This is a genomic window from Roseomonas sp. USHLN139 (assembly GCF_037145735.1).
Taxonomy (GTDB): Bacteria; Pseudomonadota; Alphaproteobacteria; order Acetobacterales; family Acetobacteraceae; genus Pseudoroseomonas.
In genome coordinates, this window is record NZ_JBBCWY010000010.1 from 32,037 (window position 1) to 58,418 (window position 26,382).

The 26,382-nt window shown below is 73.6% G+C and carries 24 protein-coding genes and 1 pseudogene; 14 read left to right on the forward strand and 11 right to left on the reverse strand.

Features of this window, described 5'->3' with window-relative positions:
- Positions 1–30 precede the first annotated feature (30 nt).
- Genes cobN through cobJ form a run of 5 tightly spaced genes read left to right on the forward strand, consistent with a single transcriptional unit; the run spans position 31 to position 6,587 of the window.
- Positions 31–3,366 carry a cobaltochelatase subunit CobN gene (gene cobN / locus WFI16_RS22180; protein ID WP_419900035.1) on the forward strand — a complete coding sequence of 1,112 codons (3,336 nt, stop codon included), beginning with the start codon at positions 31–33 and terminating at the stop codon, positions 3,364–3,366.
- Positions 3,363–4,487 carry a hypothetical protein gene (locus WFI16_RS22185; protein WP_419900036.1) on the forward strand — a complete coding sequence of 375 codons (1,125 nt, stop codon included), beginning with the start codon at positions 3,363–3,365 and terminating at the stop codon, positions 4,485–4,487. The genes cobN and WFI16_RS22185 overlap by 4 nt, the downstream gene beginning before the upstream one ends.
- Complete coding sequence (locus WFI16_RS22190; RefSeq protein ID WP_419900037.1) at positions 4,484–5,110, forward strand: precorrin-8X methylmutase; 627 nt, start codon at positions 4,484–4,486, stop codon at positions 5,108–5,110. Before WFI16_RS22185 ends, WFI16_RS22190 begins: the two co-directional genes overlap by 4 nt.
- Positions 5,107–5,832: a precorrin-2 C(20)-methyltransferase gene (locus WFI16_RS22195; RefSeq protein ID WP_419900038.1), complete on the forward strand. Its 726-nt coding sequence runs from the start codon at positions 5,107–5,109 to the stop codon at positions 5,830–5,832. The genes WFI16_RS22190 and WFI16_RS22195 overlap by 4 nt, the downstream gene beginning before the upstream one ends.
- A complete protein-coding gene (gene cobJ / locus WFI16_RS22200; RefSeq protein WP_419900039.1) occupies positions 5,829–6,587 on the forward strand; it encodes a precorrin-3B C(17)-methyltransferase in 759 nt (252 codons plus the stop codon). Before WFI16_RS22195 ends, cobJ begins: the two co-directional genes overlap by 4 nt.
- On the opposite strand, the gene WFI16_RS22205 is transcribed toward cobJ, so the two are convergent.
- Positions 6,560–7,312, reverse strand: coding sequence for a cobalt-precorrin-6A reductase (locus WFI16_RS22205; RefSeq protein ID WP_419900040.1), 753 nt, complete (start codon positions 7,310–7,312; stop codon positions 6,560–6,562). The genes cobJ and WFI16_RS22205 overlap by 28 nt on opposite strands.
- Positions 7,313–7,323: 11 nt before the next feature.
- Here WFI16_RS22205 and cbiE point away from each other — a divergent pair.
- The 3 genes and pseudogenes from cbiE to cobM all read left to right on the forward strand — a co-directional run.
- Positions 7,324–8,538 (forward strand): annotated as a pseudogene (gene cbiE / locus WFI16_RS22210) (precorrin-6y C5,15-methyltransferase (decarboxylating) subunit CbiE); the annotation flags it as partial.
- Positions 8,518–8,955 carry a cobalamin biosynthesis protein gene (locus WFI16_RS22215; protein WP_419900130.1) on the forward strand — a complete coding sequence of 146 codons (438 nt, stop codon included), beginning with the start codon at positions 8,518–8,520 and terminating at the stop codon, positions 8,953–8,955. The pseudogene cbiE and the gene WFI16_RS22215, both read left to right, overlap by 21 nt.
- Positions 8,952–9,707, forward strand: a complete 756-nt coding sequence (gene cobM, locus WFI16_RS22220) for a precorrin-4 C(11)-methyltransferase (protein ID WP_419900041.1) — start codon at positions 8,952–8,954, stop codon at positions 9,705–9,707. Before WFI16_RS22215 ends, cobM begins: the two co-directional genes overlap by 4 nt.
- Before the next feature lie 5 nt (positions 9,708–9,712).
- Here cobM and WFI16_RS22225 read toward each other — a convergent pair whose 3' ends face one another.
- Positions 9,713–10,822 carry a cobalt-precorrin-5B (C(1))-methyltransferase gene (locus WFI16_RS22225; RefSeq protein ID WP_419900042.1) on the reverse strand — a complete coding sequence of 370 codons (1,110 nt, stop codon included), beginning with the start codon at positions 10,820–10,822 and terminating at the stop codon, positions 9,713–9,715.
- A 14-nt stretch (positions 10,823–10,836) separates the two neighbouring features.
- Between WFI16_RS22225 and cobA the strand changes: the two genes are divergently transcribed.
- Positions 10,837–11,622: a uroporphyrinogen-III C-methyltransferase gene (gene cobA, locus WFI16_RS22230; protein WP_419900043.1), complete on the forward strand. Its 786-nt coding sequence runs from the start codon at positions 10,837–10,839 to the stop codon at positions 11,620–11,622.
- Positions 11,623–11,677: 55 nt separating this feature from the next.
- On the opposite strand, the gene WFI16_RS22235 is transcribed toward cobA, so the two are convergent.
- Positions 11,678–12,268 (reverse strand): hypothetical protein, encoded by a 591-nt coding sequence (locus WFI16_RS22235; RefSeq protein WP_419900044.1) that lies wholly within the window; start codon positions 12,266–12,268, stop codon positions 11,678–11,680.
- Positions 12,268–12,867 (reverse strand): hypothetical protein, encoded by a 600-nt coding sequence (locus tag WFI16_RS22240; RefSeq protein WP_419900045.1) that lies wholly within the window; start codon positions 12,865–12,867, stop codon positions 12,268–12,270. Before WFI16_RS22240 ends, WFI16_RS22235 begins: the two co-directional genes overlap by 1 nt.
- 400 nt (positions 12,868–13,267) lie before the next feature.
- On the opposite strand from WFI16_RS22240, the gene WFI16_RS22245 reads away from it, so the two are divergent.
- Genes WFI16_RS22245 through WFI16_RS22255 form a run of 3 tightly spaced genes read left to right on the forward strand, consistent with a single transcriptional unit; the run spans position 13,268 to position 16,330 of the window.
- On the forward strand, positions 13,268–14,596 hold the full coding sequence (locus tag WFI16_RS22245) for a cobyrinate a,c-diamide synthase (RefSeq protein WP_419900046.1): 1,329 nt from the start codon (positions 13,268–13,270) through the stop codon (positions 14,594–14,596).
- 1 nt (position 14,597) lies between these two features.
- The gene (cobT, locus tag WFI16_RS22250; RefSeq protein ID WP_419900047.1) at positions 14,598–15,611 is read left to right on the forward strand and encodes a nicotinate-nucleotide--dimethylbenzimidazole phosphoribosyltransferase; all 1,014 of its coding nucleotides are present in this window, start codon (positions 14,598–14,600) and stop codon (positions 15,609–15,611) included.
- Positions 15,608–16,330 carry an adenosylcobinamide-GDP ribazoletransferase gene (locus WFI16_RS22255; RefSeq protein ID WP_419900048.1) on the forward strand — a complete coding sequence of 241 codons (723 nt, stop codon included), beginning with the start codon at positions 15,608–15,610 and terminating at the stop codon, positions 16,328–16,330. The genes cobT and WFI16_RS22255 overlap by 4 nt, the downstream gene beginning before the upstream one ends.
- A 63-nt stretch (positions 16,331–16,393) precedes the next feature.
- On the opposite strand, the gene WFI16_RS22260 is transcribed toward WFI16_RS22255, so the two are convergent.
- Together WFI16_RS22260 and WFI16_RS22265 are read right to left on the reverse strand one after the other, a co-directional pair.
- Positions 16,394–17,737 (reverse strand): glutamate--cysteine ligase, encoded by a 1,344-nt coding sequence (locus tag WFI16_RS22260; RefSeq protein ID WP_419900049.1) that lies wholly within the window; start codon positions 17,735–17,737, stop codon positions 16,394–16,396.
- 69 nt (positions 17,738–17,806) lie between these two features.
- The gene (locus WFI16_RS22265) at positions 17,807–18,535 is read right to left on the reverse strand and encodes a 16S rRNA (uracil(1498)-N(3))-methyltransferase (protein WP_419900050.1); all 729 of its coding nucleotides are present in this window, start codon (positions 18,533–18,535) and stop codon (positions 17,807–17,809) included.
- Between the two features lie 20 nt (positions 18,536–18,555).
- On the opposite strand from WFI16_RS22265, the gene ubiA reads away from it, so the two are divergent.
- Complete coding sequence (ubiA, locus tag WFI16_RS22270; protein WP_419900051.1) at positions 18,556–19,464, forward strand: 4-hydroxybenzoate octaprenyltransferase; 909 nt, start codon at positions 18,556–18,558, stop codon at positions 19,462–19,464.
- Between the two features lie 68 nt (positions 19,465–19,532).
- Positions 19,533–20,123 carry a class I SAM-dependent methyltransferase gene (locus WFI16_RS22275; RefSeq protein WP_442970724.1) on the forward strand — a complete coding sequence of 197 codons (591 nt, stop codon included), beginning with the start codon at positions 19,533–19,535 and terminating at the stop codon, positions 20,121–20,123.
- A 60-nt stretch (positions 20,124–20,183) separates the two neighbouring features.
- On the opposite strand, the gene WFI16_RS22280 is transcribed toward WFI16_RS22275, so the two are convergent.
- The 5 genes from WFI16_RS22280 to WFI16_RS22300 form a co-directional block, all read right to left on the reverse strand.
- A complete protein-coding gene (locus WFI16_RS22280) occupies positions 20,184–20,969 on the reverse strand; it encodes a hypothetical protein (RefSeq protein WP_419900052.1) in 786 nt (261 codons plus the stop codon).
- 167 nt (positions 20,970–21,136) lie between these two features.
- On the reverse strand, positions 21,137–22,288 hold the full coding sequence (locus WFI16_RS22285) for an acyl-CoA dehydrogenase family protein (RefSeq protein ID WP_419900053.1): 1,152 nt from the start codon (positions 22,286–22,288) through the stop codon (positions 21,137–21,139).
- Positions 22,289–22,361: 73 nt separating this feature from the next.
- Entirely contained in the window at positions 22,362–23,552 is a 1,191-nt protein-coding gene (locus tag WFI16_RS22290) for an acyl-CoA dehydrogenase family protein (RefSeq protein ID WP_419900054.1), read from the reverse strand.
- Between the two features lie 12 nt (positions 23,553–23,564).
- Entirely contained in the window at positions 23,565–24,743 is a 1,179-nt protein-coding gene (locus WFI16_RS22295) for an acetyl-CoA C-acyltransferase (RefSeq protein ID WP_419900055.1), read from the reverse strand.
- Positions 24,743–26,377 carry an AMP-binding protein gene (locus WFI16_RS22300; protein WP_419900056.1) on the reverse strand — a complete coding sequence of 545 codons (1,635 nt, stop codon included), beginning with the start codon at positions 26,375–26,377 and terminating at the stop codon, positions 24,743–24,745. The genes WFI16_RS22295 and WFI16_RS22300 overlap by 1 nt, the downstream gene beginning before the upstream one ends.
- Positions 26,378–26,382: the final 5 nt, after the last annotated feature.

Consider the following 26,382-nt stretch of genomic DNA (forward strand, 5'->3'; position numbering starts at 1 on the left):
CCCATCGAGGCGGGCGGCCAGGACAGAAAAATGCATCTGGTGGTTCGCGAGCGGCGGGGGCTGGACGAGGTCGAGGGCGTGGTCGAGCTCGGCCAGGCCCCGGCCGACCTCATCTTCCTGTCTTTTGCCGACAGCGATCTGGGCGCGGCCGCCGTCGCCTGGCAGGGCCTTGCCGTCCCGCGGCCGAGCCTGCGCCTGGCCAATCTGGCGCAGCTGGCGCATCCCATGTCGGTCGACCTCTATGCCGAGGCGACCCTGGCAGAAAGCCGCTGCCTCGTGGTGCGGCTGCTGGGCGGCCTCGACTACTGGCGCTACGGCGCCGAGGAAGTTTCTGCTCTGGCCCGGCGCGAGGGCATCCCGCTCGCCCTGCTGCCCGGCGACGGCCGCGCCGATCCCCGGCTTGCTGCCCTGTCCACCATGCCGGAGGCGATCCTGGCGCGGCTGGACGGGCTGTTCTCGGCCGGCGGCCCGGAGAATGTCGCGGCGGCGCTGCGCCTCGCGCGGCATGCGGCGGGGCTCGGCCCGGATGACGGCGCCACACCGGCCCCGCTGCCGCTGGCCGGCGAGCACGGGCTCGGCGCCGAGGAGGCCGCCCCCAACGCGGTGATCCTGTTCTACCGCTCGCATCTGCTGGCCGGCGACATCGCGCCGGTGCTGGCGCTGGCGGCGGCGCTGCGGGCGCGCGGGCTGCGGGTGCGCGGCCTGTTCGTGGCCAGCCTGAAGGAGCCCTCCGGCGCTGGCCTGGTGTCGGATCGCCTGGCCGCCTGGCAGCCGCGCGTGGTGCTGAACGCCACCGGCTTCGCCGCCCGCCAGGACGGCGTCTCGCCGCTGGAGGCCGCCGGGGCGCCGGTGCTGCAATTGCTGCTGTCCTCCTCGCCGCGCGACCTCTGGCAGGGCTCGAGCCGCGGGCTGTCGCAGACCGACCTGGCGATGCAGGTGGTGCTGCCGGAGCTGGATGGCCGGCTGCTGACCGGCGCCATCGGCTTCAAGGCCCCCGCCGCCGCGATCGAGGGCCTCGGCTATCTTCCCCAGCGGTCGCAGCCGGATGAAGGGGGCGTGGCGCTCGCCGCCGAGCGGGCGCTGGGCTGGGCGCGGCTGGCCGGGCTGCCGCGCGGCGAGCGGCGCGTCGCGGTGCTGCTGTCCGACTATCCGGCGGTGGGCGGGCAGGCCGGCCATGCCGTCGGCCTCGATTCCTTCGCCAGCCTGTCGGCGCTGCTCGGCGATCTGCGCGAGGCCGGCTACGATCTCGGCGGGGCGCCGCTGCCCGCAAGCCTGGCGAAGCCGCTGACGGAGGCCGCGCCGGCGCCCTTCCTGTCGCTGGCCGACTACGAACGGAAATTCGCGGCACTGCCGGCGCCGCTGCGCGAGGCGGTCACCGCCGCCTGGGGCCTACCGGCCGGCGATCCTGCGCTGCACGGAGAGACATTCGTCCAGCGGCATCTGCGAATGGGAAAAACGGTCATCGCGGTGCAGCCGGATCGCGGCAGCGCGCTGGACCGCAGCGCCGGCTACCACGATCCCGACACGCCGCCGCGCCATGGCTTCATCGCCTTCTATCTCTGGCTGCGCGGCCAGGCCGATGCGCTGGTCCATCTCGGCACCCATGGCACGCTGGAATGGCTGCCCGGCAAGGCGGCGGCGCTGTCGGAAAGCTGCGCGCCGCAGGCGCTGCTGGGCGGGCTGCCGATGCTCTATCCCTTCATCGTCAACAATCCGGGCGAGGCCGCCATGGCCAAGCGCCGGCTGGGCGCGGTGACCATCGGCCATCTGACGCCGCCGCTGCGCGCCGCCGGCCACCATGGCGCGGCCTCCGAGCTGGAGCGGCTGATCGACGATTATGCCGCCGCCGACGGCCTCGACCGCCGCCGCACTGCCCTGCTCCGCCGCGACATCCTGGAGCGCGCCGCTGCCGCCGGGCTGCTGGACGAAGGAAACATCCCGCGCGACCTGCCGGAGGAGGAGACGCTGGCCCGGCTGGATGCCTGGCTCTGCGACGTGAAGGAGATGCAGATCCGCGACGGGCTGCATGTCTTCGGCCGCGCCCCTGATCCCGACCGTGCCGCGCTGCTGGAACAGACCATCGCCGCCGGCGCGCCGGGCTTCGACCGTGCCGCCCTGTCCGCCAGCCCGGCGGCCGAGCGCGATGCCGTCCTGGCGGGCCTCGATGGCCGCTTCGTCGCCCCCGGCCCGGCCGGCGCCCCCAGCCGCGGCCGCGCCGATGTGCTGCCGACGGGAAGGAATCTCTTCGCCATCGACCCGCGCGGCGTGCCGACCCGGGCCGCCCTGGTGCTGGCCGGCAAGGCCGCCGAGGAGCTGCTGCGCCGCCACCGGCAGGAGCAGGGCGACTGGCCGCGGCGCATGGTGATCGACCTCTGGGGCAGCGCGAGTTTGCGCACAGGCGGCGAGGAACTGGCGCTCGCCCTGCTGCTGCTCGGCGCCAAGCCGGTCTGGGACGAGGCCTCCGGCCGCGTCACCGGCATCGAGATCCTGCCACTGGCCGAGCTCGACCGGCCGCGCATCGACGTGACGCTGCGCATTTCCGGCCTGTTCCGCGATGCCTTCGCGGCGCAGATCTCTCTGTTCGATGAGGCTGTCCGCGCCATCGCCGCGCGCGACGAATCCGCCGAATGGAACCCGCTGGCCGAGGCGGCGCGCGGGCTGCAGGGCGCCGCCCAGCGCCTGGCCACCGCCCGCATCTTCGGCGCCGCCCCCGGCAGCTACGGCACCGGGCTGGAGGACCGGCTGGCCAGCGGCCGCTGGGACGACCGCGCCGCGCTGGGCCGCGCCTGGCTGGAAGGCTCCGCCACCGCCTTCGGCAAGGGGCTGGAGACCGCCGCCCCCGAGGCGCTGGCGGCGCGCGTCGCCGCCGCCGATGCCTTCCTGCATGCCCAGGACCATGCCGAGATCGATCTGCTCGAGAGCCCCGACTACGCCGCCCATGCGGGGGGCTTCGCCGCCGCCGCGGCGCTGCTGGGGGGTTCCCCGGTGCTCTACCACGCCGACACGGCGACGCCGGACCGGCCGAAGCTGCGGCGCGTGGAAGAAGAAATCGCCCGCACCATCCGCGGCCGCGCCGCCAACCCGGCCTGGATCGCCGGGATGCGGCGGCACGGCTATCGCGGCGCCGCCGAGATCGCCCGCTCGATCGAGGCGCTGCATGGTTTCGCCGCGACGCTGGGCCAGCGCTTCGACCGGCAGTTCGACCTGCTGTTCAGCGCCACACTGGGCGATGCCGAGACCCGCGACTTCCTGGCCCGCGAGAACCCCGCGGCCCTGGCGGCGCTGCGGAAGCGTTTTTCGGAAGCCCGCGACCGCGGGCTCTGGCATCCGCGCCGCAACGATGTCGCCGAAAGCCTGGACGGATGAGCGCGGTGAAGGGCTGGTGCCCCAGCCTCTTCGCGCCGATGCTGTCGGGCGACGGGCATCTGCTGCGGGTCCGACCGTTCTCCGCCCGCCTCTCGGCGGCGCAGGCGCGCGGCATCGCGGCGCTGGCGCCGGGCGCGATCGAGCTGACCAACCGCGGCAATCTGCAGCTGCGCGGCCTCGCCGCGGATCAGCTGGAGCCGGTGGCGCAGGCGCTGCTGGCCGCCGGCCTCGCCTGGCCCGATCCGGCGGAGGAGGGGCGGCGCAACCTCTGCACCCCGCCGCTGCCCTTCGACGATCGCGGCTGGATCGCCGTGCTGGAAGCCCTGCTGCGGGGGGCCACCGGCCTGGCGGCGAAGTTCGGCATCGCGCTGGACAGGCCGGACCAGCCCGGGCCTGATTCGGATATCCGCGTGACGCTGGGGGATGGCGCCGTCTGCCGGCTGCAGTCCGGCGATGCCGCCGCCCCCGCCACGCCGGCCAGCGTCGCGGCGCTGGTCCGGAACTTCGCCGCCACCGGCCACAAGCGGATGCGCGACGCGGTGGCGGCGCAGGGCGCCGGCTTCCTGCTGGCCGCCGCCGGGATGACGCCCTGCCCCGACGCCGCCCCGCCCGGCCCGCCGCGCGCCCTGCTGGGGCCGCTGGAGCAGGCCTTCGGCATGGCGCCCCGCTTCGGCGTGCTGGCGCCGGCCGATCTCGTCACCCTGGCGGCGCTCGCCGAACGGCATGGCGATGGCTGGATCCGCGTCGCCCCCACCCGCTCGCTGCTGATCGCCGGGGTGTCCAATCCCGAGGCCATCGCCCTGCCCCCACCCTGGATCACAACCGAACAGAATCCATGGCGGCGGGTGGTGGCCTGCCCCGGCCTCGACGGCTGCGCCAGCGGCGAGGCGGCGACGCGGCGCGATGCCGAAACCCTGATGGCCCAGGGCTGGCAGCCGCCGCCGGGCTTGCTGCATCTCTCGGGTTGCGCCAAAGGCTGCGCCCATCCCGCGGCTGCCGCGGCGGTGCTGGTCGGCCAGGCGGGGCGCTATGCGCTGGTCCGCCAGGGCCGCGCCGGCGACCCGCCGCTACGCCAGGGATTGACCCTGGCCGAGGCGGCGGCGGAGCTGGACCAGCGATGAGCTACGACTACATCCGCGACGGCGCGGCCATCTACGAGAAGTCCTTCGCCACCATCCGGGCGGAGGCCGAGCTTTCCTCCTTCACCCCGGCCGAGGCGCGGGTCGCGGTCCGCGTCATCCATGCCTGCGGCCAGGTCGAGGTGGCGCGCCACATCCGCTTCCACCCGGGCTTCGTCGCGGCGGCCGAGGCGGCGCTGCGGCGCGGCGCGCCGATCCTCTGCGACGCCAAGATGGTGGCCCAGGGCATCACCCGCCCGCGCCTGCCCGCCACCAACGAGATTCTCTGCACGCTGGACGCGCCGGGGGTGCCGGAACGCGCCAGGGAAATCGGCAATACCCGCTCCGCCGCCGCCATGGATCTCTGGGGCGACAGGATGGGTGGCGCGGTGGTGGCCATCGGCAATGCGCCGACCGCGCTGTTCCACCTGCTGGAGCTGCTCGATGCGGGGGCGCCGCCGCCGGCCGCCGTCATCGGGGTGCCGGTCGGCTTCGTCGGCGCGGCCGAATCCAAACAGGCCCTGGCCGAGGACAACCGCATCCCCTGGATGATCGTCGAAGGCCGGCTGGGCGGCAGCGCCATGGCGGTGGCCGCCATCAACGCCCTGGCGCAGGAGAAGGAATGAGCGGCACGCTGCATATCCTGGGCGTCGGCCCGGGCGATCCGGAGCTGGTGACGCTGCGCGCCGCGCGCCTGCTGGGCGCGACCGGGACTTACGCCTTCTTCGCCAAGCGCGGCCGCCTCGGCCATGCGCGCCGCATCGCCGCGCCGCACCTGAACCCGGCGGCCGAGGAGCTGCGCTTCGACTACCCCTTCACCACCGACCTTTCCGTGGACGACCCGCGCTATGCCGAGGGGATGGCGCGCTTCTACGACGGCTGCGCCGCGACGGTGGCGACCCGGCTGGCCGCCGGCCAGGATGTGGCGCTGCTCTGCGAGGGCGATCCCTTCCTCTACGGCTCGGCGATGTATCTGTTCGACCGGCTGCGGGCCGCGCACCGGGTGGAGGTGACGCCGGGCATCACCGCCATGGCCGGCTGCTGGTCGCGCGCCGGGGTGCCGATGGTGCATGGCGATGATTCCCTGTCGGTGCTGCCGGCGACGATGCCGCTCGACGAACTGACCGCGGCGCTGCGGCGTTGCGACGCGGCGGTGGTGATGAAGCTCGGCCGCAACCTGCCGAAGCTGCGTGCCGCCCTGGCGGCCAGCGGCCGTGGCGAGGGCGCCGTCTATGCCGAGCGCGGCACCATGGAAGACGAGATCATCCTGCCGCTGGCCGCGCGCGACGACAGCCCCGCCCCCTATTTCTCCCTGGTGCTGATCCCCGGCCGGCGGGGCGTGCGATGAGCGGCTGGCTGCGCGTCATCGGCCTGGGCCCCGGCGCGGCGGGGCTGCGCACGCCGGAGGCCGAGGCGGCGCTGGCCGAGGCCACCGATATCCTCGGCTACGGCCCCTATGTCGGCCGGGTGAAGCCGCGCCCCGGCCAGCGCCGGCACGAGACCGACAACCGCCAGGAACTGGACCGCGCCCGCCACGCGCTGTTCCTGGCCGAGGAAGGGGCGAAGGTCGCGGTCGTCTCCTCCGGCGATGCCGGCGTCTTCGCCATGGCCAGCGCCATCTTCGAAGCGGTGGAGGCCGGACCTGCGGAATGGCGGTCGCTCGACATCGCCGTGCTGCCCGGCATTTCCGCGATGTTCGCCGCCGCCGCCCGGCTGGGCGCGCCGCTCGGCCATGATTTCTGCGCGATTTCCCTGTCGGACAATTTGAAGCCCTGGGAGCTGGTGGAACAGCGGCTGGCGGCGGCGGCCGGGGCGGGCTTCGTCATCGCGCTGTACAACCCGATCTCGAAAGCACGCCCCTGGCAGCTCGGGCGCGCCTTCGAGCTTTTGAAAAAGATCCTGCCGGGGACGGCGCCGGTCGCCTTCGCCACCGCGGTGTCGCGGCCGGAGGAAAAGCTGCTGCTGACGACGCTGGCCGAGGCCAATGCAGAAAACGCCGACATGCGCACCCTGGTGATGGTGGGCAGCGCCGCCAGCCGGCTGATCGCGCGCGGCGCGGGCGCGCGGCCCTGGCTCTACGCGCCGCGCTCGGCCAGGCCGTGAAGCCAGGCCAGCGCGCCCGCGACGTCGCCCACCACGGCCAGGCCCGCTGGCCGGGCGGGACGCGCCAGCAGCCGCAGCGGCAGGCCGAGGCGCCGCGCGGCCTCCAGCTTGGCGGCCGTCGCCGCGCCGCCGGAATTCTTGGTGGCGAGCAGGTCGATGCGGTGGTCGCGCAGCAGGGCCAGCTCGTCGTCGAGCGCGAAGGGGCCGGTCGCGGTGACCAGGGTGGCGTCGGGCGGCAGCAGCTCGGGCGGCGGCGGGTCGACGCTGCGGATGACGTAGTGGTGCCAGGGCGCGGCCCGGAACGGCGCCAGCTCCTTGCGGCCGATGGTCAGGAAGATTCTTTTTGGCGTCTCGCCCAGGGATTCCACGAGGGCCGGCATGTCCGCGTATTCCCGCCAGTCGTCGCCGGGCTGCGCGCACCAGGCCGGGCGGTCGAGGCGCAGCAGCGGCGTGGCCGTCGCCTGCGCCGCCGCCGCGGCGTGGCGGGTCATCTGCGCGGCGAAGGGATGCGTGGCATCCAGCAGCGCTTCGATGCCCGCCTCGTGCAGATAGCGGACAAGACCCTCGACCCCGCCGAAGCCGCCGATGCGGGTCGGCAAGGGCTGCGGGCGCGGCGACCGGGTGACGCCGGCCAGCGACAGGGTCGCCTGAAAACGCGCATCCCCGGCCAGGGCGCGGGCGAGCGCCGCGCCCTCGGTCGTCCCTCCCAGCAGCAGAACCCGCATAGACCCCCGCCATGACCACACCCTGGCTGACCATCCTGGGCATCGGCGAGGACGGCGTCGAGGGCCTGTCCCCGCTGGCCGCCCGCCTGCTGCGCGAGGCGCCGCAGGTCTTCGGCGCGGCGCGGCAGCTCGCCCTGGCGGCACCGCTGATCCGGGGGGCGACCACCGCCTGGCCGTCGCCGATGTCCGAGGGGATTTCGGCGTTGCTGGCGCGGCGGGGTCAGCCGACGCTGGTGCTGGCCTCGGGCGATCCCTTCTGCTTCGGGCTGGGGGCGACGCTGTCCCGCCATCTGGCGCCGGGCGAGTTCCTGTCGGTTCCGGCGCCCTCCGCCTTCGCGCTGGCGGCGGGGCGGCTGGGCTGGGCGCTGCAGGACTGCTCCACCATCTCCTTCTGCGGCCGGCCGCTGGCGCCGCTGCGGCTGCTGCTGCAGCCGGGGGCGCGGATCCTGGCGCTGTCGGCCGATGCCGCGACGCCGGCGGCGGTGGCGGCGATGGTCACCGGCCTCGGCTTCGGGCCGTCGCGGATGGTGGTGCTGGATGCGATGGGCGGCCCGCGCGAGACCCGCTGGGAGGGCGTCGCCGAGCATTTCGATGGCACGCCCGACGCGCTGAACCTGGTGGCGCTGGAGGTGGTGGCGGGGCCAGGGGCTGCCGTGCTGCCGCTGGCCGCCGGGCTGCCGGAAGAATGTTTCGAGCATGACGGGCAGATCACCAAGCGGGAGGTGCGGGCGGTGACGCTGGCCGCCCTGGCGCCGCGGCAGGGCGAGCTGCTGTGGGACATCGGCTGCGGCAGCGGGTCGGTCGCCATCGAATGGCTGCTGCGGCATCCGTCGATGCGGGCCATCGGGGTGGAGCCGCGCGCCGACCGTGCGGCGCGGGCCGCGCGCAACGCGCTGGCGCTGGGCGTGCCCGGGCTGCGGCTGGTCGAGGCTGCCGCGCCTGACGGGCTGGCCGGGCTGGAGGCGCCGGATGCGGTCTTCGTCGGCGGCGGCGGCGGTCGCGCGGGCGTGCTGGAGGCGGCCTGGGCTGCGCTGCGGCCCGGGGGACGCCTGGTCGTCAATGCCGTGACGATCGAGACCGAGGCGGTGCTGCTGGCCGCGCATGCGCGCTGGGGCGGCAGCCTGGTGCGGCTGGGTGTCGAGCGGCTGGATCGCGTGGGGGCGCTGCACGGTTATCGCCCGGCGATGACGGTGGTGCAGTATGTGGTGGAAAAGCCGGCGGGGTCCGGGGGGATACAATCCCCCCGGCGGGGAGGTCCAGGAGGGGCGGCGCCCCTCCTGGCCACCGCCGGCCTGGGCTTGCGCCCCTCTGCCGATGCCGCTGCTTTGGTCGCCATCGTCCGCCGCGCCGAGGGGTTGAGCGGCTGTCGCGTGGTGTCCCTCTCCGTTCCCGATTTCCGCGACCTGCCGGTGGTGGCCGAGGCCGCCGACCGGCTGGGGGTTTCCCTGCAGCTGGTCTCCAGGGCGCGGCTGATGGCGGTGCAGGACCGCTGTCCCACGAAGTCGGAGGCGGCGCAGCGGGCGATCGGCATCGCCTCGGTGGCCGAGGGCTGCGCGCTGGCGGCGGGCGGCGCGCTGCTGCTGAAGCGGATCGATGGCGAGGGGGTGAGCTGCGCGCTCGCCAGCACGGAGGAGCCGGCATGACGGTGCATTTCATCGGCGCCGGCCCGGGGGCGGCGGATCTGATCACCCTGCGCGGGCGGGACCTGCTGGCGGCCTGCCCGGTCTGCCTCTATGCGGGCTCGATCGTGCCGGCGGCGCTGCTGGCGCATTGCCCGGCGGGGGCGCGGCTGGTCGACACGGCGCCGCTGGACCTGGACGCCATCGAGGCCGAATACGTGGCCGCCCATGCGGCGGGCCAGGACGTGGCGCGGCTGCATTCCGGCGACCTGTCGATCTGGTCGGCGGTGGCCGAGCAGATCCGCCGGCTGCAGCGGCACGGCATCCCCTATACGCTGACGCCGGGGGTGCCGGCGTTTTCCGCCGCCGCCGCCGCGCTGGGGCGGGAGCTGACGGTGCCGGGCGTGGCGCAGAGCCTGGTGCTGACGCGGGTCTCGGGCCGCGCCTCGCCGATGCCGGCGGGCGAGACGCTCGAAGGTTTTTCGGCAACCGGCGCGACGCTGGCCATCCACCTGGCGATCCATGCGCTGCCGTCGATCATGGCGCGGCTGACGCCCTTCTATGGCGCCGACTGCCCGGTCGCCATCGTGGTGCGCGCCTCCTGGCCGGATGAGCGGGTGCTGCGCGGTTCTCTGTCGGATATCGAGGCGAAGCTGGCCGCGGAGCCCGCCGAGCGGACCGCGCTGATCCTGGTCGGGCGCTCGCTGGAGGCAGCGGATTTCCGCGAGAGCGCGCTCTACAGCCAGGACTACCAGCGGCGGTTCCGCGGCGCGTGAGGCGGTCAGGCCCGGGCCAGCAGGGCCCCATCGCGGTCGAAGAGCGCGATGTCCACGGCGATGCCGGTGCCCTCGACGGCGGCGGCCGCGGTCGCCCGGGCGGCGGTCGCCACGGCCTGGGGCAGCGCGACGCCTTCCGCGGCGGCGAGCGAGAAAGCCTCGAGCGCCGTGTTGGCGCGAGCGATGCGGGCGGCGAGCGCCGCGTCGGCGCCGTGCTGCTGCGCCAGGCCAGCGAGCGCCGCGAGATCGACGGCGCCGCGGCGCGAATGCAGGTCGAGCCGGCCCTGCGCCAGCTTGGTCAGCTTGGCGAGCCCCCCGGCCACGGTGACGCGCGGCACCGGATGGGCGCGGAGATATTTGAGCATGCCGCCGACGAAATCGCCCATGTCGATCAGCGCCTGCTCGGGCAGGCCGTAGAGCGCCTGGACGGCGGATTCGGAGGTCGCGCCGGTCGCCCCGGCCAGATGCGGCAGGCCGGCCGCGCGCGCCACGTCGATGCCGCGATGGATCGAATGGATCCAGGCGCTGCAGGAATAGGGCATGACGATGCCGGTGGTGCCCAGCACCGACAACCCGCCGAGGATGCCGAGGCGCGGATTCATGGTGCGCTCGGCCAGCCCTTCGCCGCCGGGGATGGCGATCTCCACCTCGGCATCGGCCGCGCCGCCGGCGAGCTCGGCCAGGGCGGCGGCGATCATGGCGCGCGGCACCGGGTTGATGGCGGGCTCGCCGGGCGGCAGCGGCAGGCCAGGCAGGGTGACGGTGCCGACGCCCTCGCCGGCGCGGAACACCAGGCCGGCGCCGGGCGGCAGCTTGCGCACCGTGGCGCGGATCAGCGCGCCATGGGTAACGTCCGGGTCGTCGCCGGCATCCTTCACCACGCCGGCCGTGGCGCGGCCATCGGCCAGGAAGCCGGCTTCGGCCAGGGCGAAGGCCGGGCGCTCGCCGCGCGGCAGGATGATCTCGACCGGGTCGGGGAAGTCGCCATGCAGCAGCGCGGCATAGGCGGCCTTGGCCGCCGCCGTGGCACAGGCGCCGGTGGTCCAGCCCCGGCGCAGCGGTTGATCGGGCTGCGGCACAAGGTGAGCTTTATCCCCCTGCCCGGCCGCTGTCATCCGCGGGCTCGGCCATGACCCGGCTGGAGGCGCTGACGCTGCTGACCGGCCGGCCGCCGCCGGTGCTGGCGCCCGGCCATGTCTGGCTGGTCGGCGCCGGCCCGGGCGATCCGGGGATGCTGACGCTGGACGCGCTGGCGGCGCTGGCCCAGGCCGAGCTGCTGCTGCACGACGCGCTGATCGACCCGCGCATCCTGGCGCTGGCCCCCGATGGCGCCGAGCGGCTGGTGATGGGCAAGCGCGGCGGCCGGCCCTCGGCGCGGCAGGACGACATCACGCAGCGGCTGATCGACGAGGCGCGCGCCGGGCGGCGGGTGGTGCGGCTGAAGGGCGGCGACCCCTATGTCTTCGGCCGCGGCGCGGAGGAGGTCTTCGCGCTCGCCGAGGCGGGCATTCCCTGGCGGGTGATCCCCGGGCTGACGGCGGGGCTGGCCGGGCTGGCGGCGGCGGGTATTCCGGCGACGCTGCGCGGGGTGAACCAGGCGGTGACGCTGGCCACCGCGCATGCGGCCGAGGGGGCCGAGGATGCGCTGGACTGGGCGGCGCTGGCCCGCAGCGGCCAGCCGATCGTGCTCTACATGGCGCTGCGGCGGCTCCCGGCGGTGACCGCCGCGCTGCTGGCGGGCGGGCTGCCGGGCGACACGCCGGCGGCGGCCGTGGCCGAGGCCACCACGCCGCGGCAGCAGGTGCTGGAGGCGACGCTGGCGACCATCGCCGCGCGCGTCGCGGCGGCGGGCTGGACGGTGCCGGCGGTGATCGCCATCGGCGGGATCGTCCCGGCGCGGCGGACACTCGGATGAAAAAAGCCCGGCGGGATCGCTCCCGCCGGGCCCTGGTCTCGAACTGATCGAAAAATCAGCGCGTGGTGGTGGTGCGGCGCGCCGGGGTGGTCGCGGCCGGGCGCGCCGGCGTGGCGGTGCTGCGGGCCGGGGTGGTGCTGGTCGCCGGCGGCGCGCTGACGCGCGGCGTGATGGCGGCCGGCGTCGCGGCGGCCGGGGCGGCGACGCCCTGGACGGTCACGTTCACCTTGACCGAGGTCGAGCCCGGCAGCAGGCGGACGACGAAGCTGTCGGCGCCGACGAAGCCGCTATCGGCCATGTAGTCGATGCGGGTGTAGTCGCCGACGCTCTGCACGCGGACGCGGCCATTCGACGGGCGGGCGGTCAGCAGCCCGGCATCGAAGGGCTCGGGGCCGGGCTTGGCGACGCGCAGGCCGCAGAAGCCGCCGTCATTGCCGACGGTCATCGGCACTTCGGTCTGCTGCGCATCGGTCAGCTTCGGCGCGTCCGGCACGGTGCAGAGGCTGGAGGCGCCCTGCAGGTCGGCCGCGTAGATCGGCAGGCGCGACGACACGGCGGCAGGCCCGGTGGCGGGCTTGGCGCAGGCGGCGAGCAGCGCCGGCAGGGCGATCACCGCCATCAGGGCGGTGGAGCGGGTAGCGATCATCAACGGGCGGCCCTGGTGGCAGGCTTGGCACCGGCGGTCGGCCGGGCGGCGGCCCGGGCCGGCGCCGGGGCGGAGGCGGCGGTGACGCAGCTGCCCAGCGAGGCGGGCAGCAGATCCTTCGAGGCGGCGTAGGGGGCCAGCTCGGCGGCCGACGGCAGCGCCATCACCTCCTTGAACAGCCGGGCGTTGCGGGCGCAGTAGTCGGCGCCGATGCGGTTGGCCTCCTGCGCGCGGGCATTCGCCAGGTTGGTGATGAAGGTGTCGTTGGCGCGCTGGCCGGCGCGGCGGTCGCGGCCGGTGAAGTGCTCGATCACCGCGCGGTCATTGCCGGAGAGCTGCGACTGGTAACGACGGATGAAGTCGTTGTAGGGCGCCTCGGTGTCGCAGGTGGTGGCGACGACCATCAGCTCGGTCTTCAGCGCCGAGAGCTCGAACATCCGCTGCTGGTCCTCGTTGGCACAGCGGAAGGGCGCGGCCATCGCGGCGGAAGAGGCGAACAGGGTGCTGACCGTCAGCACCCCCGCCAGAACCTGGCGAAGCCGGCGGCGGCCGGGCTGCTTGGCAGGACGCATCTCTGAAAGCGGGTGGTGCTGCACCATGCCCCTTTCCTCTCCGTGTTGTTCGGCGCGCGGACGCGGCGAGACGACCCGACCGGGCCACAATAGACATTCGGAAGGCTGAAAGCCGGCGTCACCCCCCCGGGCAGGCGCACGGCCCGGGCCTTGCCTGCGCCCCCGATGCGGCGGTGGATCGGCCGGGGCCGAACGACTGGGCATCGGATCCCCGGCAGGCAGCGACCCAGCGCCCGAATACCGTGTGAGACCAGGGCTGGGCAAGGGAGAGTTAAGGAAAACCGGCCAAATCTGTTTACAAGAAATCAACTTGTTATGCCGAATTGCTTAGGTGCCGTCTGCACTGGCGGCGCGGCAGCCCCGCGCAGCCGGCAGGCCGCATCCGTGCTAGACCGCGGCCGGAGCAAGGCAGGCGGGGCAGGATCCTATGCAGGGGCTGGTGGTGGGGGCGCCGCGCTCGGGCGCGGGCAAGACGACGCTGATGCTGGCGCTGCTGGCCGCCTTCCGGCGCCGCGGGCTGCGGGTGGGCGCCGCCAAGTCGGGCCCCGACTATATCGACCCCGCCTTCCACGAAGCGGCCAGCGCGCGCCCCAGCGGCAATCTGGACAGCTGGGCGATGCCGCCCCGCCTGCTCGAGTCGCGGGCGGCGGCGGCCGGCCAGGGCCTCGACCTGCTGCTGGTCGAATCGGCGATGGGGCTGTTCGACGGGGCCGGCGCCGAGCCGGGCCGCCAGGGCAGCGCGGCCGATCTGGCGGCGCGCTTCGGCCTGCCGGTGCTGCTGCTGCTCGACGTCTCCGGCCAGTCGCAGACGGCCGCCGCCCTGGCCCGCGGCTTCGCCACGCATCGCGACGGCGTGCGGCTGGCGGGGGTGGTGCTGAACCGGGTGGCCAGCCCGCGCCACCGCGCCGGCGCGGCGGAGGCGATCGGCGCCATCGGCCTGCCGGTGCTGGGGGCGCTGCCGCGGGATGCCGCGCTGTCGCTGCCGGAGCGGCATCTCGGCCTGGTGCAGGCGCGCGAGCAGCAGGAACTGCCGGCGCTGCTGGAGCGGCTGGCGACGCTGGCCGAGACGGCGCTGGACCTCGACGCCATCCTGGCCGCCGCCGCCCCCCTGCCGGCCACCCCTGCCCTGTCCGGCGGCCTGCCGGGGGCGCCCGCCCTGCCGCCGCCCGGGCAGCGCATCGCGCTGGCCGACGATGCCGCCTTCTCCTTCCTCTACCCGCATGTGGCCGAGGGCTGGCGGGCGGCGGGCGCCACGCTGCACCCCTTCTCGCCGCTGGCCGACGAGCCGCCGCCGCCCGGCTGCGATGCCTGCTGGCTGCCCGGCGGCTATCCGGAGCTGCATGCCGGCCGGCTGGCCGCCGCCGGGCGGTTCCTCGACGGGCTGCGGCGCTTCGCGGAAGACCACCCGGTGCATGGCGAATGCGGCGGCTACATGCTGCTGGGCCAGGGGCTGGAGGATGCCAGCGGGCAGCGCCATGCCATGGCCGGGCTGCTGAGCCATGCCACCAGCTTTGCCCGGCGCCGGATGAACCTGGGCTATCGCCAGGCGGTGCTGCTGGCGGAGGGGCCGCTCGGCCGCGCCGGGACGGTGCTGCGCGGCCACGAGTTCCACTACGCCACCGTCACCGAGGCCGGGGATGATGCGCCGCTGGCCACGCTCAGCGACGCCAGGGGCCAGGCGCTGGGTGCGGGGGGCGGACAGCGCGGGCGGGTCTCCGGCAGCTTCTTCCACGCCATCGCGCAGCAGGAGGCCTGACATGTCTTTTCCGGATCTGGCGGCGCTGCGGGCTGCCCTGGCCAGCCTGCCGCCCGGGGACGAGGCCGCCGCCGCCACGGTCGCCGCCCGCCAGGCGCGGCTGACCAAGCCGCCCGGCAGCCTGGGCCGGCTGGAGGCGCTGGCCGCCTGGCTGGCGCGCTGGCAGGGCCGCGCCCAGCCGCGGCTGGAGCATGTCCAGGTGCTGGTCTTCGCCGGCAACCATGGCGTCACCGCCCAGGGGGTTTCCCCGTATTCGCCCGCGGTCACCGCGCAGATGGTGGAGAATTTCTCTGCCGGTGGCGCGGCGATCAACCAGCTCTGCGCGGTGGCCGGTGCGGCGCTGCAGGTGGTTCCCCTGGCGCTGGAGACGCCCACCGCCGACTTCACCGCCAGCCCCGCCATGACCGAGGCCGCGTTCCTGCAGGCGGTGAACCAGGGCGCGGCGGCGCTGCCGGCGCGGCTGGACCTGCTGTGCCTGGGCGAGATGGGAATCGGCAACACCACCGCCGCGGCGGCGATGGCGGCGGCGCTGTTCGGCGGCGTCGGTGCCGACTGGGCCGGGCGCGGCACCGGCGTCGACGATGCCGGGCTGGCGCGCAAGGTTGCCGTCATCGAGGCCGGGCTGACGCGGCATCCCGGGGCGCGGGCCGATCCGCTGGAGGCGGCGCGCTGCCTCGGCGGGCGCGAGCTGGCGGCGATCCTGGGGGCCACGCTGGCCGCCCGGCTGCGTGGCGTGCCGGTGCTGCTGGACGGCTTCGCCAGCTGCGTCGCGGCGGCGCCGCTGGCGGTGCTGGCGCCGGGCGGGCTGGACCATGCCGAGGTGGCGCATCGCTCGGCCGAGGCCGGGCATGCGCGGCTGCTGGAGCGGCTGGGCAGGACGGCGCTGCTGGATCTCGGGATGCGATTGGGAGAAGCCTCGGGGGCGGCGCTGGCGGTGCCGCTGCTGCGGGCGGCGCTGGCCTGCCACCAGGGGATGGCGACCTTCGCCGAGGCCGGGGTGGCGGAAGCGCCATGAGGGAACGCCTGGCCGAGCTGGGCGCCGCCTTCGGGCTGCTGACGCGGCTGCCGGTGGGGTGGCTGCCGCAGCCTGGCGACCCGGCCGGCTATGCGCGGGCGGTCTGGGCCTATCCGCTGGCGGGGGCCTTGCTGGGCGCGCTGGCGGGCGGGGTGCAGGCGGGGCTGGCGGGGCTGGGCGTCGCACCGGCGATGGCCGCGCCCTGGGCGATCGCGGTGCTGCTGCTGGCCAGCGGGGCGCTGCACGAGGACGGTCTGGCCGACATGGCCGACGGCTTCGGCGGCGGGCGCGACCGGGAGCGGAAGCTGGCCATCATGCGCGACAGCCGGATCGGCAGCTTCGGCGCGCTGGCCCTGGTGCTGGCGCTGGGTTGCCGCGGAGTGGCGTTGAGCGAGGCCGTTTCGCCAGTGGCGCTGATGGCGGGGGCCGGGGCGCTGGGCCGGGGGGCGATGCTGGTGCCACTTGTGCTTCTGAGGCCCGCCCGCAGCGACGGGCTGGGGGCGGGGCTGGGGCGACCGCCGGTCTGGGCCTTCGGGCTGGGCGGCGTGCTGGCTGTGGCGCTTGGCATGGTGTTGCTGCCATGGTGGGCGGCGGTGGTGGCCCTGGGTGCAGGCGGGGTGGTGGCGCTGCTGGCGTGGCGCCAGGTGGGGGGCCATACCGGCGATGTGCTGGGCGCCTCGGCCGTGCTGGCGGAGCTGGCCGTGTTGAGCGTGGCCTGATGAATGTGGGGGTCCGGGGGAACTCAGTTCCCCCGGCGGGGTCAGGGGCAGCGCCCCTGGTGCCTAGACGGCCGCTTCCTCGAAGATCCGGGAGACATCCTGCCCCCAGGCTTCGTGGTAGCGCCGCAGCCAATGATCCGCCTGGGTCTCACCGCTGGCGATGACCGCATCGACCGCGTCGAGGTGGCGTTCCTCGCCGAGGCCGCGGGCGCGGAGGCCGTCGCGGCTGATGGCGAGGACCTCGCGGGCCAGCTCGCGCAGGGGACGGTTCCGGAAGGGGGTGGTCAGTCCGCCTTCGGGGACGGCGACGCGCAGCGCCTGCAGCGAGTCCACTGCCCAGGGCCGGACCAGGGCGGCGGCGGCCTTCTGCGCCGCGTCGTCATAGAGCAGGCCGGTCCAGAAGGCGGAGAGGCCCACCATCATCGCCGGGCTGCCGGCATCCGCCCCGCGCATCTCCAGGAAGCGCTTCAGCCGGACATCGGTGAAGACCGTGGTGACGTGGTCGGCCCAGTCGCCCATGGTGGCCTCCACCCCCGGATGGCCGGGCAGGCCGCGCGCCATGAAGTCGCGGAAGGTCGAGCCGGTGGCGTCGATCCAGGCGCCGTCGCGCATGATGAAATACATCGGCACGTCGAGCACGTGCTGGACGAAGCGCTCGAAGCCGAAGCCTTCCTCGAAGGCGACGGCCGGGATGCCGGTGCGGTCCGGGTCGGTCTCGGTCCAGACGCGGCCGCGCAGCGTGCGCAGCCCGGTGGGCCGGCCCTCGCGGAAGGGGGAATTGGCGAAGAGCGCGGTGGCCAGCGGCTGCAGCGCCAGGCTGACGCGCAGCTTCTCGACCATGTCGGCCTCGTCGCCGAAGTCGAGATTCACCTGCACGGTGCAGGTGCGCAGCATCATGTCGAGGCCCATGGCGCCGACCCGCGGCATGTATTGCCGCATGATGGCGTAGCGGCCTTTCGGCATCCAGGGCATGTCCTCCCGCTTCGCCAGCGGGTGGAAGCCGAGCGGGGCGAAGCCGATGCCCATCGGCCCGGCGACCGCGCGGGTCTCGGCCAGGTGGTCGGCGAGCTCGGCCGCGGTGCCGTGCAGGTCTTCCAGCGGCGCGCCGGAGAGCTCGAACTGGCCGCCCGGCTCCAGGCTGATCGAGGCGCCGCCGCGCTTCAGCCCGATCGGGTTGCCGCGGTCGAGGATCGGCTCCCAGCCGCGCGCGACGAGGCCTTCGAGCAGGGCGCGGATGCCCTCGGGCTCATAGGCCGGGGCTGCCAGGCCGGCATGGCGGAAGCCGAACTTCTCGTGCTCGGTGCCGATGCGCCAGTCGGCGCGCGGCTTGCTGCCGGCGGCGAACCATTCGGCCAGCTGACGCAGGGAGGTGATCGGCGTGAGATCGGCCTCGCCGGGATTGGACATGCATACCTTCCATGCGCCCCCCGCGCGGGGCACCGCCCGGGCGTGAACTGGCTTGATCGAGAAAAACACTCAGGAGGGAACGGCCCAGTCCCCCGCCAGTGCCTGCAGCACGGCGAGTCCCGACACCGCTGCCGTCTCCGCCCGAAGAATCCGCGGGCCGAGCGCAGCCGGTGAAACAAAGGGACGCCGGCGCACGGCGTCAAGCTCCTGGTCGGTGAAACCACCCTCCGGCCCGACGAGAAGTCCGAGCGGCGGGCGGCGGCCATCGAGAACCACGCTGAGCGGTCGTGCATTGCCGCGTGCATCGCCGACCAGCAGCGGCGCGCCGTCCCAGGCATCCAGCGCGCGGTGCAGGTCGAGCGGCTCGGCGATGGCGGGCAGGTCGAGGCGCTCGCACTGCTCGGCGGCCTCGCGGGCGATGGCCTGCAGGCGCTCGCGATTGACCCGGCCGATGACGCAGCGGGCGGTAAAGACCGGCTGGATGGTCCGCACGCCGAGCTCGGTCGCCTTCTCGACGATCCAGTCCATAGCGTCGCGCTTCACCGGGGCCAGCAGCAGCCGCAGGTCGGGGCCGGACGCCTGGGGGCGCAGCAGGGTCTCCGGCGTGAAGACGGCGCGGTCCTTCTTGATGGAAGAAATCCGCGCCTGCCACTCGCCGTCGCGGCCGTTGAACAGGGTGACGGCGTCACCCGGACCCTTGCGCATGACCTGGCCAAGATAGTGGCCCTGGCCCGGCAGGGCCGGCGCTTCCTGGCCCGCCGCCAGATCGGCGTCGACATAGAGGCGTGGGGTGGACATGGGAGGCTCCGGCGGGGCTAATGACGATCGTGATTCCGCATACCGATATCCGCGCGCTCGGCTGGGTCGCGCAACTCCCCCCGGGGCTGCGCCCCTATGCGCTGCTGATGCGGCTGGACCGGCCGATCGGCTCCTGGCTGCTGTTCCTGCCGGCGCTCTGGGCCTTCGCCCTGGCGGCGCCCGACCTGCGGACCGGGCTCTGGCTGGCGCTGCTGTTCGGCCTCGGCTCGGTCGTCATGCGCGGCGCCGGCTGCGTGGTCAACGACCTGTGGGATCGCGACCTGGACCGCCAGGTGACGCGCACCGCCGGACGGCCGCTGGCCTCGGGCGCGGTGCGGCCGCGCCAGGCGCTGGCCTTCCTCGGCCTGCTGCTGGCGATCGGGCTCGGCATCCTGCTGCAGCTGAATACCCTGTGCTGGCTGCTGGGCGTGGTCTCGCTGGTGCCGGTCGCGCTCTATCCGCTGGCCAAGCGGGTCACCGACTTCCCGCAGGCGGTGCTGGGGCTGACCTTCTCCTGGGGCGCGCCGATGGGCTATGCGGCGGCCACCGGGCGCCTCGATGCGCCGGGGCTGCTGCTCTACGCCGCGGCCTTCCTCTGGATCCTCGGCTACGACACCATCTACGCCCACCAGGACCGCGAGGATGACGCGCTGGTCGGCGTGCGCAGCACCGCCCGCCGCTTCGGCGAGAAGACCCGCCCCTTCCTGATCGCCTGCTATGCCGGCGCCGTCGCGCTGCTGCTGGCGGCCGGCCTTGCCGCCGGGCTGGGCCTCGCCTTCTTCGCCGCCATGCTCGCCCCCGCCGCCCTGCTGGCCTGGCAGATCGGCCGGCTCGACATCCACGACCCTGCCCTGTGCCTGAAGCTGTTCCAGCGCAACCGCGAGGTCGGGCTGCTGGTCGGCCTGGCCTTCCTGCTCGGGCGGGCCTGACCCTGCAGACCCCCGAGGACGACGCCGCCGGCTTCATCGCGGCGCATACGGCGCTGGCCCGCCCGGCCCTGGTGCCGGAGGTCGAGCTCTACCTCGCCACCGAGATCACGCCGATCTGGCAGGCCAGCGAAGCCTGGCTGCAGAGCCGCAACATCGAGCCGCCCTTCTGGGCCTTCGCCTGGCCGGGCAGCCAGGTGCTGGCACGGCTGATCCTGGACGGCACCATCGAGGTCGCCGGGCAGCGCGTGCTGGACTTCGCCGCCGGCGGCGGGCTGGCCGCCATCGCCGCCGCCCGCGCCGGGGCCGCGCGGGTCGAGGCGGCCGAGATCGACCCGCTGGCCATCGCCGCCACCCGGTTGAACGCGGCGCATAACGGCGTGGTGGTCGTGGCCGATACCGGCGACGTGGTCGGCGCGGCGCGGCGCTGGGACATCGTGATGGCCGGCGACGTCTGCTACGAGGCACCGATGACCGGGCATATCATGCCCTGGCTGCGGCGGCTGGCGGCCGAGGGCGCCAGCGTGCTGATCGCCGATCCGGGGCGGGCCTATCTGCCGAAGCAGGGGCTCCGGCCGATCGCCACAATGCGGGTGCCGACGACGCGCGAGCTGGAGGACCGGGACTTCCGCGACGTCACCATCTTCAGGGTCGAGGGCTAGACAGGAAAAGGCGGGGGAAAGAAATCTCCCCCGCCCCTCCCTTGGCTGTGCCGGCCTGTCTCAGACGGGTTGCAGGGCCTGACGCTCGGGCGGGGTCAGGTCGATCCACTTCAGCTCCTCGTCCAGCGGGAAGACCAGCGGCTCGGCGGCGCCGGCCTGGTCCAGCGGCGTCACCGCGAGAATATGCGCACCATCCGCCGTGAAGAAGGGGCGCGCCTTGGCGGGCACGGTCCAGCTGTGCTGCCTTCCCTGCTCGTCGGCAACCACCCAGCGGCCGTTCTCGGCCTGCAGCAGCTTCGCCTCGACCGGGCGCATCCGCCGCCCGGCCAGCTGGTCGCGCAGGCGCCGGCGCATCGCGGCATGCGACATCCAGGAGCGCAGGCCGCTGACCAGGATGGTCAGCGCGATGAGCACCAGCACCGCGGCGCAGATGATGCGGTTCCACAGCATGTCGAGGCCGAGCGAGGTGCTGACCCATTCCGGATGCGCCGCGTCATACATGACCTCCACGTCATAATTGCCGCTGTGGGCATCGACGAAGAAGTAATGCGCGCTGCGCTGCACCGGCGTGATGCCATCCGGGCGGATGGTCAGCGTGACGTCGCAGGTGGTCAGCACGATCTTGGTGCGGCACCGACCCTCCGTCACCCGCCCGGTGTTGGAGGGCTGCGCGGTGTCGCGGATCAGATAGTCGGTGTGCAGGCTGGGCGCGATGCCCAGACCGATCCAGGCGCCGATCCCCGCCGCGCCCGCCAGGCACAGCAGCAGAATCATCAACGCCCGCAGGGTGGTGACCGGCGGCTTCACGGTGAGCGGCCGGTCCGGGAGAGAAATGGCTTGTGTCATCGCTGCCCGGTTAATCCGGTTGCGGGCTGCGAGGAATGGCTCCGACCCGGTTCTCACCGCCTCGTGTCGCGCCGCAAAAGCGCCTCACGCAAGCGTGGCCGGCGCGGTGGCCGGACGGGTGGGGAGACGGGTCGCGGACGGCGGCAAGCGCCGCCCGCGGGCCGGGTTCAGGCCGCCTCGGTCAGCCCGGATTCGGCGACCAGGCGCAGATGCTGGTCGGTCTCGCCGAACTGGCTGCCCAGCATGGTCAGCCGCTTGAAGTAGTGGCCGGCCTTGTACTCCATGGTCATGGCGATGCCGCCATGCAGCTGGATCGCCTCCTTGCCGATCAGCTCGGCCGAGCGGTTGACCAGCGCCTTGGCGGCCGCGATCGCCGGGCGGCGGGTGGCGGCGTCCGGGTGCTCGGCCATCATGGCGGCATACATCGCCATCGAGCGCGCCTGCTCCAGCGCCACCAGCATGTCGGCCGCCCGGTGCTGCACCGCCTGGAAGCTGCCGATCGTCGTGTTGAACTGCTTCCTCTGCTTCAGGTAGTCGAGGGTCAGCTCGTGCAGGGCACCCATGGCGCCGACCGCCTCGGCGCAGAGCGCGGCCAGCGCGGCATCCACCACCCGCTCCATCAGCGGCAGGCCGGCGCCGGCCTCGCCCAGCAGCGCGTCCTGCGGCAGCAGCACGCTGTCGAAGGCGATCTCGGCGGCGCGCAGATCGTCCTGCGTCGCATAGCCGCGGCGCGAGACGCCCGCCGCCTTGGCCGGGACAACGAACAGCGAGATGCCGTCGCGGTCGCGGCGGTTGCCGGCGGTGCGGGCGGAGACGATCAGGTGGTCGGCGCTGTCGCCATGCAGCACCAGGCTCTTGGCGCCGTTCAGCAGCCAGCTGGAGCCGACGCGGCGGGCGGTGGTGGCGACGTCGAACAGGTCGTAGCGCGACTGCGCCTCGATCTGGGCGAAGGCGAGCGTCGTGCTGCCATCGACGATGCCCGGGATCAGCGCCTGCTGCTGCGCCGCGCTGCCGCCCGCGCGCAGGAAGCCGCCACCCAGCACGACGGTGGCCAGGTAGGGTTCCAGCACCAGGCCGCGGCCGAAGGTCTCCATGACGTTCATGGTGTCGACCGCCGAGCCGCCGAAGCCGCCCTGCTCCTCGGGGAAGGGCAGGCCGAGCAGGCCGAGCTCGGCATACTTGGCCCAGAGCGCCGTGCTGTAGCCGCGCGCATCGGCCTGGTGGTGCCTGCGCTTCTCGAAGTCGCCGTAATTGTCCTGGATCAGCCGGTCGACGCTGTCCTTGAGCAGGCGCTGATCCTCGGTCAGATCGAAATCCATGGCAGTCTCCTGATGGGAGGTCCAGGAACCTCAGGTTCCTGGCGGGGAGAGTGTGAGAGGGGCGGCGCCCCTCTCACAGGCCGAGGAAGGCCTTGGCGATGATGTTGCGCTGGATCTCGTTCGAGCCGCCGTAGATCGAGACCTTGCGGTAGTTGAAGAACTGCGGCGCGACGGCCTCCGCCCAGTCCGGCCCCACGGGCGGCGCATTGTGCGAATGCTCCGGCATGGCGGCGGCGAAGGGGCCGGCGACGGTCATCATCAGCTCCGTCGTCATCTGCTGGATCTCCGAGCCCTTGATCTTCAGGATCGAGGAGGTCGGGTCCGGCTTGTCCGACGCCCGGTGCCGCTGCGCGGCGACCATCCGCATCTGGGTGATCTCCAGCGCCTTCAGCTCGATCTCGGCCACCGCGATGCGGCGGCGGAAATCGGCATCGTCCCAGAGCGTGCCCTCGCCGGCGGGGGTCTCCTTGGCGCGGGCCTTGATCAGCTCGAGCTTCTCCTTGGAGAAGCCGATGCGGGCGATGTTGGTGCGCTCGTTGGAGAGCAGGAACTTGGCGTAGTCCCAGCCCTTGTTCTCCTCGCCGACCAGGTTCTCGACCGGCACCTTGACGTCGTCGAAGAAGACCTCGTTGACCTCATGCGCGCCGTCGATGGTGATGATCGGGCGCACGGTGATGCCCGGCGTCTTCATGTCGACCAGCAGGAAGGAGATGCCGAGCTGCTTCTTCGCCGTGGGATCGGTGCGGACGAGCAGAAAGATCCAGTCGGCATACTGGCCGAGCGTCGTCCAGGTCTTCTGGCCGTTGACGACGTAGTGGTCGCCCTCGCGCTTGGCGGAGGTCTTCAGGCTGGCCAGGTCCGAGCCGGCGCCGGGCTCGGAGAAGCCCTGGGCCCACCAGATATCCAGGCTGGCGGTGGCGGGCAGGAACTTCTTCTTCTGCTCCTCGGAGCCGAAATTGGCGATCACCGGGCCGACCATGGCCACGTTGAAGGACAGCGGCATCGGCACCGCGTTGAACTGCACCTCCTCGACATAGAGGTAGCGCTGAACGGGCGTCCAGTCCTTGCCGCCCCATTGGACCGGCCAGTTCGGCGTGGCCAGCCTCTCGGCATGCAGGATGCGGTGGGCCTGGGCGATCTCGTCGCGCGACAGGTGGCGGCCTTCGCTGACCTTCCGGCGGATCTCGGCCGGGATCTTCTCGCGGAAGGTCTTTCGCAGATCATCGCGGAAGGCGATCTCTTCCGGGGTGTAGCGGAGCTCCATGGCGCTTCTCCTTCAGCAGATCTCGAAGAGCGCCGCGGCACCCATGCCGGTGGCGACGCACATGGTGACGACGGCGCGCTTCACCCCGCGGCGCCGGCCTTCCAGCAGGGCATGGCCGACCAGCCGCGCGCCGCTCATGCCGAAGGGGTGGCCGATCGAGATGGCGCCGCCATTCACGTTCAGCTTCTCCTGCGGGATGCCGAGCTTGTCGCGGCAGTAGATCGACTGCGAGGCGAAGGCCTCGTTCAGCTCCCAGAGGTCGATATCGGCGACGCTCAGCCCCTGACGCTGCAGCAGGCGGGGGACGGCGAAGACCGGGCCGATGCCCATCTCCTCCGGCTCGCAGCCGGCGCTGGCGAAGCCGCGGAAGATGCCGAGCGGCTGGAGGCCGCGGCGCTTCGCCTCCTCGGCCGACATGATGACGCAGGCGCTGGCGCCGTCCGACAGCTGGCTGGCATTGCCGGCGGTGATGAACCGGCCCTCGTGCACCGGCTTCAGCTTCGACAGGCCTTCCAGCGTGGTGTCGGCGCGGTTGCCCTCGTCGCGGTCGAACAGCTTGCTGTGCTTCGACACCTCGCCGGTCGCCTTGTCGGTCACCGCATAGGTGACCTCCATCGGCGCGATCTCGTCGGCGAAGAGATTGGCCGCCTGCGCCGCCGCGGTGCGCTGCTGGCTCATGAGGGAGAACTCGTCCTGCGCCTGGCGGGAGATGCCGTAGCGCTCGGCGACCAGGTCGGCGGTCTCGATCATGCTGTCGTAGAGATGCGGCCGGTGCTCGGCCAGCCACGGGTTGCGCGAGGCGGCGCGGTCGACCTTCGGCACCGTCAGGCTGATCGATTCCAGCCCGCCGGCGACCGCGACCTCGACGCCGTCCAGCATGACGCGGCGCGCCGCCGCGGCGATGGCGTCCAGCCCCGAGGCGCAGAAGCGGCTGACCACCAGCCCTGGCGTCTCCACCGGCAGGCCGGCGCGCAGCAGCCCGGCGCGGGCGATGTTGCCGCCGGTCGCCCCCTCCGGGTAGCCGACGCCCATGGTCACCTCCTCGACCGCCTGGCCCTCGACGCCGGCGCGGTCCAGGGCGTGGCGGATGGCATGCGCCGCCATCTCCGCCCCATGGGTGATGTTCAGGCTGCCCCGCGCGGCACGGCCGATCGGCGTGCGGGCGGTGGCGACGATGACGGCGTCCCTCATCAGGTCATTTCCTTGTCGTTGACCGCCTGGGCGGCTTCTTCTTCCTCGCGCAGCCGGGCGGCCAGCAGCTTGCCGGCCGGCGAGCGTGGCAGGGCGGCGCGCAGCTCCAGCGCCGCCGGCATCTCGTGGCGGCCGATGCGCTCGGCCAGGAAGCTGCGCAGCGCGTCGAGCGTCATGACGGGGGCGCCGTCGCGCAGCTTGACGAAAGCCTTGGCCGCCTGGCCGCGATAGGCGTCGGGCACGCCGATGACGAGGCATTCCTCGACATCCGGATGCTCGTAGACCGCCTGCTCGATGGCGGCCGGATAGACGTTGAATCCGGAGGAGATGATCATGTTCTTCCGCCGGTCGACCAGCGTGAAATAGCCGCGCTCATCCATCCAGCCGAGATCGCCGGTCAGGAACCAGCCATCGCGGAACCCGGCGGCGGCGGGCTGCTTCCAGTAGCCGACGAAGACATTCGGGCCGCGCACGGCGAGCTCGCCATGCTCGCCCGGCGGCAGGGCGCGGTCGGGATCGTCCATGGCGACGACGCGCAGCTCGACGCCGGGCAGCGGCAGGCCGATCATCCCGGGACGGCGCGGCCCGTCCGGCGTCAGGCGGGCGCCGGCCGGCGCCGTCTCGGTCATCCCCCAGCCACCGCCGATGCGGCAGCCGAGCAGGTGCTCCAGCCGCTGCTGCACCTCGAAGGGCATCGGCGCGCCGCCGGAGGAACATTGCTGCAGGCTGGTCAGGTCGCGCAGCCCGATGCCGGGCATGTTCAGCAGGGCGATCCACATGGTGGGGACGCCGGGGAAGTTGGTGATGCGGTGGCGCTCGATCTCGCCGACCGCCTGCTCCACCTCGAAGCGCGGATAGAGGTAGAGCGTGTTGCCATCGGCGAGATGCCGCAGGAAGACCGCCGACAGCGCGTAGATATGGAACAGCGGCAGCACGCCTAGGACGCGCTGGCTGCCCGGCGCCGCCGTCTCGGCGTCGCGCCAGGCGCGGTAGATGCCGACGGCGGCGGTCAGGTTGCGGTGCGTCAGCATCGCGCCCTTCGGTCGGCCGGTGGTGCCGCCGGTGTATTGCAGCAGCGCCAAGTTGTCCTCGCCGAGGCCGGGCCAGTCCTGCAGCGGCTCGGCCAGCGGCAGGGGCAGGAAGTCGGGCTGGGCCGGGCTGCGGGCGCCGCCCCATTCGGCGTCGCGCGCCAGATAGGCGCGGGTGATGCCGCCTTCCTTCAGCAGCCGCAGCGCGTTCGGCAGCAGCGTCGGGAAGTCGACGGTGATCAGCCGCCCGGCGCCGCTGTCCTCGATCTTGTGCAGCAGCTCGCGCGGGGCGTCGAGCGGCGAGAGATGCACCACCACGCCCCCCGCCCGCAGCACGCCGAAGAAGCAGGCCGGGTGCCAGGGGGTGTTGGGCAGATAGAGCGCGACCCGCTCCCCTGGCTGCAGCCCGTCGGCGATCAGCCCGGCGGCGATGCGGTCGGCCATCGCCCGCAGCGCCAGGAAGGAGACGCTGCGCTCGCGATAGACCAGGGCTGCCTTGCCGCCATGCCCGGCCGCGGCGCGATCGAGCAGCGCGGTCAGCGTGCCGGTCTCGATCGGCGCGTCCCAGCGGCATTCCGGCGGGTAGGAAGCCTCCCAGGGATGCACGGCGC